The 11,124-nt window shown below is 70.6% G+C and carries 12 protein-coding genes; 7 read left to right on the top strand and 5 right to left on the bottom strand.

The window, feature by feature from the left end:
• From I0Q12_RS16040 to I0Q12_RS16030, 3 genes are all read left to right on the top strand, one after another.
• Positions 1-665: DUF3027 domain-containing protein (locus tag I0Q12_RS16040; RefSeq protein ID WP_197252855.1), on the top strand; the 665-nt coding region annotated here is incomplete at its 5' end.
• Between the two features lies 1 nt (position 666).
• Positions 667-3,441 (top strand): sacsin N-terminal ATP-binding-like domain-containing protein, encoded by a 2,775-nt coding sequence (locus I0Q12_RS16035; RefSeq protein WP_197252854.1) that lies wholly within the window; start codon positions 667-669, stop codon positions 3,439-3,441.
• Positions 3,438-3,977, top strand: a complete 540-nt coding sequence (locus I0Q12_RS16030) for a phosphatase PAP2 family protein (protein ID WP_197252853.1) — start codon at positions 3,438-3,440, stop codon at positions 3,975-3,977. The genes I0Q12_RS16035 and I0Q12_RS16030 overlap by 4 nt, the downstream gene beginning before the upstream one ends.
• 25 nt (positions 3,978-4,002) lie before the next feature.
• Here I0Q12_RS16030 and I0Q12_RS16025 read toward each other — a convergent pair whose 3' ends face one another.
• Positions 4,003-4,251, bottom strand: coding sequence for a DUF2530 domain-containing protein (locus tag I0Q12_RS16025; RefSeq protein ID WP_197252852.1), 249 nt, complete (start codon positions 4,249-4,251; stop codon positions 4,003-4,005).
• 81 nt (positions 4,252-4,332) lie between these two features.
• Between I0Q12_RS16025 and I0Q12_RS16020 the strand changes: the two genes are divergently transcribed.
• The 4 genes from I0Q12_RS16020 to I0Q12_RS16005 all read left to right on the top strand — a co-directional run bounded on the left by I0Q12_RS16020 (position 4,333) and on the right by I0Q12_RS16005 (position 7,552).
• Positions 4,333-5,787: an NCS2 family permease gene (locus tag I0Q12_RS16020; RefSeq protein WP_197252851.1), complete on the top strand. Its 1,455-nt coding sequence runs from the start codon at positions 4,333-4,335 to the stop codon at positions 5,785-5,787.
• Positions 5,788-5,831: 44 nt separating this feature from the next.
• Positions 5,832-6,263, top strand: coding sequence for a MarR family winged helix-turn-helix transcriptional regulator (locus I0Q12_RS16015; RefSeq protein WP_197252850.1), 432 nt, complete (start codon positions 5,832-5,834; stop codon positions 6,261-6,263).
• Between the two features lie 213 nt (positions 6,264-6,476).
• The gene (locus I0Q12_RS16010) at positions 6,477-7,283 is read left to right on the top strand and encodes an RNA methyltransferase (protein ID WP_197252858.1); all 807 of its coding nucleotides are present in this window, start codon (positions 6,477-6,479) and stop codon (positions 7,281-7,283) included.
• The gene (locus tag I0Q12_RS16005; RefSeq protein WP_197252849.1) at positions 7,280-7,552 is read left to right on the top strand and encodes a DUF2537 domain-containing protein; all 273 of its coding nucleotides are present in this window, start codon (positions 7,280-7,282) and stop codon (positions 7,550-7,552) included. Before I0Q12_RS16010 ends, I0Q12_RS16005 begins: the two co-directional genes overlap by 4 nt.
• A gap of 15 nt (positions 7,553-7,567) precedes the next feature.
• On the opposite strand, the gene I0Q12_RS16000 is transcribed toward I0Q12_RS16005, so the two are convergent.
• The 4 genes from I0Q12_RS16000 to I0Q12_RS32970 form a co-directional block, all read right to left on the bottom strand.
• The gene (locus tag I0Q12_RS16000; protein WP_197252848.1) at positions 7,568-8,275 is read right to left on the bottom strand and encodes a hypothetical protein; all 708 of its coding nucleotides are present in this window, start codon (positions 8,273-8,275) and stop codon (positions 7,568-7,570) included.
• 11 nt (positions 8,276-8,286) lie between these two features.
• Positions 8,287-9,201, bottom strand: coding sequence for a septation protein SepH (sepH, locus tag I0Q12_RS15995; RefSeq protein WP_197252857.1), 915 nt, complete (start codon positions 9,199-9,201; stop codon positions 8,287-8,289).
• 235 nt (positions 9,202-9,436) lie between these two features.
• Positions 9,437-10,558: a phosphoserine transaminase gene (gene serC, locus I0Q12_RS15990; RefSeq protein ID WP_197252847.1), complete on the bottom strand. Its 1,122-nt coding sequence runs from the start codon at positions 10,556-10,558 to the stop codon at positions 9,437-9,439.
• Between the two features lie 129 nt (positions 10,559-10,687).
• A partial coding sequence (locus I0Q12_RS32970; protein WP_307846272.1) for a citrate/2-methylcitrate synthase occupies positions 10,688-11,124 on the bottom strand: 437 nt, incomplete at its 5' end.

The following is an 11,124-nucleotide window of genomic DNA, read 5'->3' as shown; positions in this document are numbered from 1 at the left end:
CCCCCGCCCCCGGCGATCCCCGCCTGGTGCCGGGATACGTCGAGACCGGCGACCCCGAGGTCGACGAAACCGCGCTCGAGATCGGTCTCGGCCGTCGTCAGGTCATGAGCCTGGAAGGTCGCCTCGACGCGGCCCAGCGCTGGTTCGAGGCATACGGGCCGGACACCGAGATGGCGAAGGCCGCCCCGTCGACCTGCATGCTGTGCGGGTTCTTCCTGCCGCTCGCCGGGTCGTTGCACGCGGCGTTCGGGGTCTGTGGAAACGAGTTCGCCGCGGACGGGCACGTCGTGCACGCCCAGTACGGCTGCGGTGCCCATTCGGACACCACGCTTCCGACCGGTGCCGGTTCGCCCCGCTTCGACGCGTACGACGACGCGGCGGTGGAGATCATCACGGTCGCCGCCCCGGCAGAGTCGGACACCGCCGCGCCGGCGGAGTCGGGCACCGTCGAGGCCGAAGGGCCCGAGCCGCCCGCCGAGCCGACTGTCACGGAGGAGTCGACGGTCACCGACGAGGCGCCCGCCAGCGAGGAGTCGACGGTCACCGATGAGGTGCCCGCTGCCGAGGAGCCGAGCGCCACCGACGAGGCGCCCGCCGAGGAGCCGACGGTCACCGACGAGGCGACGACCAGCGACGACACCGGCCGGCCGGAACAGACCGACTGACGTGACCCAGGCCGACCCCGCGGACCCGTTCGGTACCGCGGCGCTGCGGGACGGCACGCTGCTCGCGTGGCGGTCGTCGCCCACCCGCCTGCGGGAGGACACCGCCACCGAATCGGACCTCGTCCGTGCCGGCTACCGCGACCGGGTACTCACCGAACTCGCCCAGAACGCAGCCGACGCCGCGACCCGCGCGGGCATCACCGGCGCGATGCGGGTGTGGCTCGGCGACGACGGCCTGCACGTCGCCAACACCGGTTCCCCGCTGGACGGCCCCGGCGTGCAGGCGCTGACAGCGCTGCGGGCGTCCGCAAAAACCGGGGGAGTCGGACGCTTCGGTGTCGGCTTCACCGCCGTTCTCGCGGTCTCCGACGACATCGGGATCCGGTCCCGGACCGGATCGATCCGCTTCTCCGCCGAGCGCACCCGCGCGGTGTTGCGCGAGCACGACCTGACGCCACCGCGGTCCGGAGTGCCGGTCCTGCGCCTGGCGTGGCCCACCGCCGAACCTCCGGTGTCCGGCTTCGACACCGAGATCGTGTTGCGGTTGCGCCCGGATGTCGACGCGCGTGCTCTGCTCGACGGATTCCGCGCCGAGGCTGCGGAACTGCTGCTGGAACTGCCCGCCCTCGGCTCGATCACCATCGGCGACGACGAACTGACCCGCACCCGCACGGACCTCGGCGGCGGCGTCCACGAGATCGTCGTCGGCGAGCACCGCTGGTGGGAGGGCGAAGGACCGCACGCGCGCTGGCTGGTTCCCGTCACCGCCGCCGGGGAGATCACGCCCCTCGGCGACGACGTGCTGCGCGCCCCCACCCGGTCCGACGAGGAGCTGTCGCTGCCCGTCCTCGTCGTCGCCGACGTGCCGATGCAGCCGGACCGGCGACGGCTGCTGCCCGGCGCCCCGCTCGACCGGATCGCCGAGGGCTACGCGCGGTTCGCCGCGGCGCTGCCCGCGGACCAGCGGATCGCGCTGGTGCCGGTGCCCGGGTTCGCGCGCAGCGAGGCCGACGGACTGCTCCGGGAGGCCGTGCTCGCGGAACTGCGCACCCACCCCTGGCTTCCCGCCGCCGCTGGCGGCGACGACCTGGTGCCCGAACGGGCGACGGCGCTGGACGGGCTCACCGACGAACTGGCCGAGGCCCTCGCCGACGTCGTGCCCGGTCTCGTCGCGCCCGCGCTGTGCGGGCCGCGGTACGCGTCGCTGCTCGCCGCGGTGGACGTGCACCGGATCGGCCCGGCCCGGGTCGCCGAACTGCTCGCCGGACTCGACCGCGACCCGCAGTGGTGGCGCCGGTTGTACGACGCGCTCGAGCCGCTCGTCGTGGACGCGGTGGTCGCGGAGGAACTCGCGTCGATTCCGGTGCCGCTGTCGGACGGGCGTCTCGTCACCGGTCCGCGCACCACCGTGCTCGGAGCCGATCTGGGGGTGGACGGCCCGCTCGTGCTGCCGTGGGTGCGGCTGGTGCACCCGGACGCCGCTCACCCGTTGCTCGCGCGGCTCGGGGCCGGCACCGTCACCGCCGTCGATCTGCTGTCGGACCCCGCGCTGTTCGCCGCCGTCGAGGACGTCGACCCCGACGACGACGAAGCCGCCGCGGAACTCGCCGACACGGTGCTGCGGCTCGCCGGGCACGTTCCCGTCGGCTCCCTGCCCCGCGATCTCGGGGCCCTGCTGCTGCCCGACGTCGACGGCGAGCTGGTTCCCGCCGACGAACTGCTCCTGCCCGATGCGCCCCTCGCCGATGTTCTCGTCGACGAATCACCTTTCGGGACAGTCGATTCCAAGGTGATCGACCGGTACGGCGTGGACGCGTTGCGGGCCGTCGGGGTCGGCTGGGGTTTCACCGTGCTGCGCGCGGAATTGCCCACCGGTCCGGACCACGACCTGCCCGACGAGGGGCAGTGGTGGGAGACGGTCGACACCGACCCGGACACCCTCGTCGCGGTCCGCGACCTCGACCTCGTCGACGAAACCCGATGGGCAAGAGCCCTGACGCTGCTCGCCGCGGATCCCGACACCGCCGACGCGCTGGCCGACCGCGACGGGTACACCGCGTGGTGGCTGCGCACCTACGCGGTTCTCGACGGGCAGCCGCTGGGACGATTGCGCGCCCCCGACGACACGACCTTCGAGGGCCTGCTCGATCCGTGCCCGCACCCCGACGCCGACCGGCTGCGGGCGTGCCTGGCGTCGCCGGTCGTCGACAGCACCGCACTGGCCGCGCTGCTGCTCGACCGCCTAGCGGACCCGGACCGTGATCCGGCACCCGCGGTCGTCGCCGCCGCGCACGGTGCCCTCGCCGCCGCGTACGCGTCCGGGGTTCTCGACGTCGCCGCACTGGACCTGCCGGACGCCGTGCGCAGCATCGCCGGGACCGTCGTCGACGCGGCCGACGCGCTCGTGCTCGACCGTCCGTGGCTCGCCGCCGTCGTCCCCGCGGAACGGATCGTGATGGGCACCACGGCAACTGCGGGTGCACTCGCCGAACTGCTCGACCTCCCGCTCGCGTCCGACACGGTGTCCGCCGAACCGACCGGCCCGGGCCGGGCCACCGAATGGTCGCGGGAACCGCAGGCCGTGCTCGCCGCCGCGACCACCGGGGTGCCCCTGCCCCGGGGACCGCTGACCGTTCACGACCGGCTCGTCGTGAGCTGTTCGGGTGCGGTGACGGGGGAGCGCGAGGTGGCCTGGTGGGTGGACCGATCCGGCACCACCCACTGCACGCCCGCCGGGTTCGCCGCCGCCGTGGCGAGCGGTGGTGCCGGGTCGTGAGCGTCGACGTCGCGGTACTCGACTGGATGCTCGGCGTCCGGGAGCCGCCGATCACGACCGCCGTCACCGTCGTCACCCACACCGGCGGCACGGTGGGGGTCACGATCCTCGCGATCGTCGCGACCCTGTTGCTGATGCGTGCGTCGCGGCCGCAGGACGCGCTGCTCGTCGCCGGCGCGGTTCTCACCGGCTGGCCCGTGATGAGCCTGCTCAAGCTGCTGTTCGGTCGTGCCCGGCCGCCGCAGCCGGAGCGGCTGGTGGACCTGTCGACGCACTCGTTCCCGTCCGGCCACGCGATGATGTCGGCGATCCTGGCGGTCACGCTCGCGGCCGTTCTCGCCCGGTCCGCGCGTCCGCAGGGCCCGTGGCGCGCGGCGCTCTACGCCGGTCTCGCCGGCTACACCGTGGCCGTCGGACTCTCCCGCGTCTACCTCGCGGCGCACTGGCTGACCGACGTCGTGGCCGGCTGGATCCTCGGGTCGCTGTGGGCTCTGCTGTGGGTGTGGTTGGTCACGCGGGTGCGGATCCGTCGCTGACGCACCCGGCTCGCGGCCCGATCCGTCAGTTCAGCCCGACCTGTGCCCCGCGCCGGCCGCGGCGCGCGGCGCGCCGCTGAACGAGGAAGAGCGCAGATCCCAGCAGCCCCACCACGATTCCGGCCACGCACACCGGAAGCGCCGCCGACCAGCGGTCTCCGACGACGAGAACGACGATCGTCGCGACGAGCCACGCGACGGTGCCGAGGGCGAGCGCGGGCCGGGGATCGGCGAGGCGTCGGACCTGCGCGGCAACGTCATCTGCGTCTTTCACAATTTGCAGACTAGTAGTTCCGCGCTGCAATAATCTCCCGGTTGCGACTCGAGCAAATCTTCTCCGGAGTGGATATTCGACATGGCCGTAGGCACCGGTTTACTGGACACCTATTTCAAGATCACCGAACGTGGTTCTACGGTGTCCCGGGAAGTCCGCGGCGGTGTGGTCACCTTCGTCGCGATGGCCTACATCGTGGTGCTCAATCCGCTCATCCTCGGTAGCTTCTCGCCCGAGGACGCCACCGCCAAGGTCGACGTGCTCGGCAACATCCTGCCGATCAACCAGGTCGCCGCGGTCACGGCACTCGTCGCCGGACTGATGAGCATCGTGTTCGGCATCATCGCCAACTATCCGTTCGCGCTCGCCGCGGGCCTGGGCATCAACAGTCTGCTCGCGGTGACCATCGCGCCGCAGGTGACGTGGCCGGAGGCGATGGGCCTGGTCGTCATCGACGGCATCATCATCGTGGTCCTCGCACTGACCGGATTCCGGACCGCGGTGTTCAATGCGATTCCGCCGGAACTCAAATCGGCCATCGCCGCCGGCATCGGTGCGTTCATCGCGTTCATCGGCCTCGTCGACGCCGGTTTCGTCCGCCGCATCCCCGACGCCGCCGGCACCACCGTGCCCGTCGGTCTCGGCATCGACGGCTCGATTGCGTCGTGGCCCACCGCGGTGTTCGTCTTCGGTGTGCTGCTGATGGGTGTGCTGGTCGTGCGCAAGGTGCGTGGCGGTCTGCTCATCGGCATCGTGATCACCACGGTGGTCGCGGCGATCGTCGAGGCGCTCACCGACGTCGGGCCGTCGATGGGCACCAACCCGAAGGGCTGGAACCTGAGCACCCCCGAGGTGCCCGGGCAGGTGGCCGGCATGCCCGATCTGAGCCTGGTCGGTGATGTCGACCTGTTCGGTGCCTTCACCCGCATCGGCGTGATCGCCGCGACGCTGCTCGTGTTCACCCTGGTGCTCGCGAACTTCTTCGACGCGATGGGCACGATGACCGGACTCGGTAAGGAAGCCGGTCTGGTCGACAAGGACGGCAACCTGCCCAACGTGGGCCGCGCCCTCGTCGTCGAGGGCACCGGTGCCATCGTCGGTGGCGCTGCCTCGTCGTCGTCGAACACCGTGTTCGTCGAGTCCGCGTCGGGTATCGCCGACGGCGCCCGCACCGGCCTGGCGAACGTCGTCACCGGTGTGCTGTTCCTCGCCGCGATGTTCCTGACGCCGCTGTACGAGATGGTGCCGATCGAGGCCGCCGCGCCCGCCCTGATCGTGGTGGGCGCCCTGATGATCGGGCAGGTCCGGGACATCGACTTCAGCAAATTCGAGGTCGCGTTGCCGGCGTTCCTGACCATCCTGGTGATGCCGTTCACCTACTCGATCGCCAACGGCATCGGCGTGGGCTTCATCACCTGGGTGGTGATGCACGCGGCGAGCGGGAAAATCCGCACGCTACACCCGCTGATGTGGGTGGTAGCAGCATTGTTCACCGCATATTTCGTGGTGGATCCCATCACCAACGTGCTCACCTAGAACATGTGTCGGTAGTTTCCGTGGCATAACGTATTGTGCTCGCCATGACATCGGAAACACGTGCACTGGCGGGCGATCTCGCCCTGGCTGTCGTGCGCCTGACGCGTCATTTGCGGGGGAGACGCACCGATTCGCGAGTGTCCCTGACCCAGCTGTCGGCCATGTCGACGCTGAGCCAGGATGGAGCGATGACCCCCGGGGCACTTGCCGCGCGTGAGAAGGTCCAGCCACCGTCGATGACACGCGTCATCGCATCACTCAACGATCTCGGTCTGGTGGAGCGCACGCCGCACCCGACCGACGGCCGTCAGATCATCGTCGACCTGTCCGAGGCGGGGCGGGAACTGCTGCGCGACGAGGCGCAGGCACGGGAGGCGTGGCTGACGGAGCGGCTGCAGCAACTCGATCAGAAGAGTCTCGACACGTTGCGCGAGGCGGTGGGCATCCTCACCACGCTCGTCACCGAGGACAAGTAACCACCTGCTCGTCGGTACGGCGGCGGCGACCGTGCCGCACCCGTACCGACGAGACCGACATCACCGCGCTGCGGACGGTCGTCGCCCTGTGACCGGCCGGTCGTCGACGCAGCGCTCCCGGCCGCAGCGGCCTGGCAGCGCGACATTCCGGTGGACCCGGATTCCCTCGCCCCGACGCCTGCACGCGAGGCGTGAACTGGGACAATGGGCGACGTGGTTCACGTCATCGACATCGACGATCCCGCCGACCCACGGCTGGACGATTTCCGCGATCTCAACTCCTCGGATCGCCGCCCCGATCTCCCGGGCGGCAAGGGCCTGGTCATCGCGGAGGGCGTGTTCGTCGTGCAGCGCATGCTCGACTCGCGGTTCACGCCCAACAGCCTGCTCGGCGTCGACCGCCGGCTCGGGGAACTCGCCGACGACCTGCGCGATGTCGACGTGCCGTACTACCGCGCCTCCGCCGAGGTGATGGCCGAGGTGGTCGGGTTCCACCTGAACCGGGGTGTTCTCGCCGCCGCGTCCCGCCCCGAACCCCTCGACCTCGGGGACGTGCTAGAGAAGGCGACGACCGTCGCGGTGCTCGAGGGCGTCAACGATCACGAGAACATCGGCTCGATGTTCCGCAACGCCGCCGGTCTCGGCGTCGACGCCGTGCTCTTCGGCAAGGGCTGCGCCGACCCGCTGTATCGCCGCGCGGTGCGCGTGTCCATGGGCCACGTGCTGCGTGTGCCGTTCGCGCACCTGCCGAACTGGCCGCACGACCTCGATCTGCTGCGCGGTCGCGGTTTCCAGTTGATCTCGCTCACGCCGAACCCTCGGGCTGTTACCCTCGCCGAAGCGATGACGGGGGAGAAGGTGGCTTTGTTGCTCGGTGCCGAAGGTCCGGGACTGACCGAGCACGCGATGCGTGCCACCGACGTGCGAGCGCGTATCCCCATGGCGCCGGGCACCGATTCGCTCAATGTCGCGACCGCTGCCGCCATGGCGTTCTACGAGCGGGTGCGGATCCCGAGATGACTCGCTCCGCTCCCTCGGCAACCCCGTGGGCAACCGGTCTGACCCTCACGGCGTTCGCGCTCATCGTGACCGTCGTGACGGTCGTCGCGTTCGGTTCGGTGCTGGTGGGCATCAGTCCGGTGCTCGCCTTCGGGGTCAACCTGGTCGCCGGTGCGGGTGCCGCCCCGACCTTGTGGGTGTGGAGCCGGATTCCGTTGTGGCGCTGGGTGGCTGTGGGTGTCGCCGCGGGCATTCCCCTCGGCTGGCTGATCCTGCTGACGTCGTTGTGATCTCCGGTTCGGCCGTCAGCGGAGGAGTCCCCACCAGCGACGTCGCCGTCGTTCCGGCGGTGGAGTGAAATCCGTTGCGGGCGGCGGTGTCTCGCCGTCGCGGTAGAGACCGAACCGCCAGACCTCGATGTCGGCCGGATCCGGCTCTCCGGATTCGCGGCCGATGTACCGGAATCCGAGCCAGGCCGCGTTGGCGGTCTCGACGAGACGGCGCGGATGGAACGGCAGTGCCTGCGGGGGAGGGGTGACATCGACGGGCCAGCGCACGGGATGGTCACCGGCCCAGAACGGTCGTTCCCACACGAACGGCACGCCGTGATCCTCGAAGATGTCGACGGTCGTCGCGCTGAACGCGCGTCGCAGTTCCCCGTGGTGCCACTGCGCGAACGCCCCCAGAGCCCGCGGCGGATCCGACCGGATCACGTAGGTGTGCTCGGAACCCAGTGTGTGCGTCCAGGTTTCGGGCGTCTCCGAGGGCTGCTGCGGCAGGTCGGGGCTGCACACCACCGTGACACCCGGATAGCTGCCCACGTACACCCGGTCCCGCTCGGTGCACGCGGCGGCCTCCACCAGCGGAACCCGTTCCAGCGGAACCGAATTCAGATCCGGATAGAGTCGCCCCACGAGCGCATGCGCGGAATCGCGGTCCGGGCGGGCGGAGCACAACACCGTGGCCGGTTCGGGGGCGTCGACGTACCAGAGAGTCGAGACGGACGCCGCCATCGGGACGGTCCTCAGGCGCGTCCGTTGCTGCGCACGCCGAGGAGCACGTCGTCCCAGGACGGCAGCGCGGGCTTGCCGCGCTTGTCCTTGCCCGACGTGTGTTGCGGTGCCAGCTTGGGCTGCGGATCGTCCTCGGAAACGGATTCGGCCTCGGCGTCCTCGTCGGAGTCGACGACCGGGGCCTCGGCCTCGGCAGTGACCTGCTGCTCGGCCGGCTCCGGCTCCGCTCGATCCAGGGTGATCGGCTCCGCGGCGGCCGACGCCCGCTCGCCCACCGTGTCGGTGTCGAGGGTGTCGTCGACGTCCCGAGCCGAGTACACCGGCGTCAGATACCGCAGTGGCCGGGCGCAGTCCGGATCGACGAGGTCGCTCGCGATGTCGTCGAGCGCGACGATCGTGCCGCCGTGCGCGTCGGGCTGATACCGCCAGTGCGCACTGTTGGTGGACCGTCCCGCGTTCCACTGCAGCTGCGCGACCCAGTGGCCGTCGTCGTCGCGCCACGCGTCCCAGGTCGCGGCGTCGATGTTGTGACCGCGGGTGCGGAAGGCCTGCGTGACGATCTCGAGCAGGGTTTCGACCGCGGGGCCGTCCGGCCGGACCGGGTGACCCTGCTGCGCCATCTCCGCGGCCCGTGACCGCTCGAGCAGCACCGGGTAGGCGAAACGCTCGACCTTCGCCATCGGAATGCCGGCTTCCTCGGCGACCTGCTCCACGGATGCGCCGCTGCGGATCCGGGCCTGGATCTCGCGGGGGCGGAGCTGGCTGTTGGTCTCGATCTGGATCTGGCCGAGACGCGCGAGGTCGCCGCGGGCGGCGGCGCGCAGGGTGTCGTCGACAGGGATGCGGAACTTGTCGCCGGTCGCGGGATCCGCGAGCACGACGTGGGAACCGTCGGGCTCGAGGCCGACCACTCGAAGCTCTCGCACCATGACCTCCTCGCGCCGGTTCGCGACTGACCCGCCCGACTGTAACGGAACGGTGGGGGCGGTGAGGTCAGGACACGCCGCGCCACGCCCGGCGGGTTGTCGTGCAACCTCCCCCGGGACGCGCTATGGTGCTGGGTTCACACGAAGTCTCGACCAGGAGTCGAGAGTTTCACCCGGGCCGGAAACAGCGGAGGACCGGACCCAGCGGGCCCGGTCCTCCACCGTCACGTGAAACTCAGAGCTGGCCGACGACCCAGTCGATGCACTTGGTGAGCTGGGTGACGTCCTCGGGATCGATCGCCGGGAACATGCCGATGCGCAGCTGGTTGCGGCCCAGCTTGCGGTACGGCTCGGTGTCGACGATGCCGTTGGCGCGCAGGATCTTCGCGACCGCCGCGGCATCCACCGAGTCGACGAAGTCGACGGTGCCGACGACCTGCGAGCGGTAGGCCGGATCGGCGACGAACGGCGTCGCGTACTCCGAAGCCTCGGCCCACTCGTACAGGCGCGACGACGAATCCTTGGTGCGCGCGGTGGTCCACTCCAGACCACCGTTGTTGTTCATCCACTCGATCTGGTCGGCGAACATCAGCAGCGTCGCGAGCGCCGGGGTGTTGTATGTCTGGTCCTTGACCGAGTTGTCGATCGCGATCGGCAGCGACAGGAACTCGGGCGTGAAGCGGCCCGACTCCTTGATCTCGGCGACGCGCTCGAGCGCGGCCGGGCTCATCAGCGCCACCCACAGCCCACCGTCGGCCGCGAAGCACTTCTGCGGCGCGAAGTAGTAGGCGTCGACGTCGGCGATGTTCACCGGCAGACCACCGGCACCCGAGGTCGCGTCGATCGCGATGAGGGCCTTCTCCGAACCCGCCGGGCGGGAAACCGGGACCGCGACACCGGTCGAGGTCTCGTTGTGCGCCCAGCCGATCAGGTCGACGTCGGGGTCGGCGACGATCTCCGGAGCCGAACCCGGCTCGGCCGACACGACGACCGGATCGCCGATGAACGGGTTCTTCTTCGCCACCGACGCGAACTTCGACGAGAACTCGCCGTACGTGAAGTGCTGCGAACGCTCGCGGATCAGACCGAACGCGGCGGCGTCCCAGAACGCGGTCGACCCGCCGTTGCCGAGGACGACCTCGTAGCCCTCGGGCAGCGAGAACAGGTCGCGCAGGCCGCCTCGCACCCGCGCGACGACGTCCTTGACCGGCTTCTGGCGGTGGCTGGTACCGAACACCGAGGCGCCGACGTCGACCAGCGACTGCAGCTGTTCGGGGCGAACCTTGGAGGGGCCACAGCCGAAGCGGCCGTCTGCGGGCTTGAGGTCGGCGGGAATGATCGGTGAAGCGTCAGCCATCGGAATGCGTGTCCTAAGCGTCGAGGGACAGGTGCACAGGTAGTCTAGACCGCCCGTGTCACCGGCCCCGACACCGCATTTGCGTCCGATCCGGCCGGGGCCCCTCCGATTCGCCCGAAGACTGCCGGGTCAGCTGTGTGCGATGGTGTCCCAGCCTTCGACGCTCTCGGGGGAGCGCGGATCCGGTCCCGTGTAGATCGCGGCCGGTCGCACGAGCTTCCCGAGGCGCTTCTGCTCGAGGATGTGCGCGCACCAGCCGGCGGTACGGCCGCAGGTGAACATCGCGGGCATCATCGCGGCCGGGACCTCGGCGAAGTCGAGGATCACCGCGGCCCAGAACTCGACGTTGGTCTCGATGGCCCGGTCGGGGCGGCGTTCGCGCAGTTCGGCGAGCGCGGCCTGCTCGAGCGCGGCGGCGACCTCGAAGCGCGGGGCGTTCAGGCGCTGGGCGGTGTTGCGCAGCACCCGGGCCCGCGGATCCTCGGCGCGGTAGACGCGGTGCCCGAAGCCCATGAGCTTTTCCTTGCGGTCGAGGATGCCCTTGACCAGCGCGCGGGCGTCGCCGG

Origin of the sequence: Rhodococcus sp. CX (assembly GCF_015865005.1) — a bacterium.
In the GTDB taxonomy this organism is placed as follows: Bacteria; Actinomycetota; Actinomycetes; order Mycobacteriales; family Mycobacteriaceae; genus Rhodococcus.
Note: the sequence above shows the minus strand (reverse complement) of the source record. Positions and strands in the feature narration are given on the sequence as shown.

What these genes read in the sequence shown, in the direction of transcription:
- I0Q12_RS16015 (WP_197252850.1), top strand. Translation starts at nt 5,832, where the DNA reads ATGACATCGGAAACACGTGCACTGGCGGGCGATCTCGCCCTGGCTGTC.
- I0Q12_RS16000 (WP_197252848.1), bottom strand. Translation starts at nt 8,275, where the DNA reads ATGGCGGCGTCCGTCTCGACTCTCTGGTACGTCGACGCCCCCGAACCG.
- I0Q12_RS16020 (WP_197252851.1), top strand. Translation starts at nt 4,333, where the DNA reads ATGGCCGTAGGCACCGGTTTACTGGACACCTATTTCAAGATCACCGAA.
- I0Q12_RS16005 (WP_197252849.1), top strand. Translation starts at nt 7,280, where the DNA reads ATGACTCGCTCCGCTCCCTCGGCAACCCCGTGGGCAACCGGTCTGACC.
- serC (WP_197252847.1), bottom strand. Translation starts at nt 10,558, where the DNA reads ATGGCTGACGCTTCACCGATCATTCCCGCCGACCTCAAGCCCGCAGAC.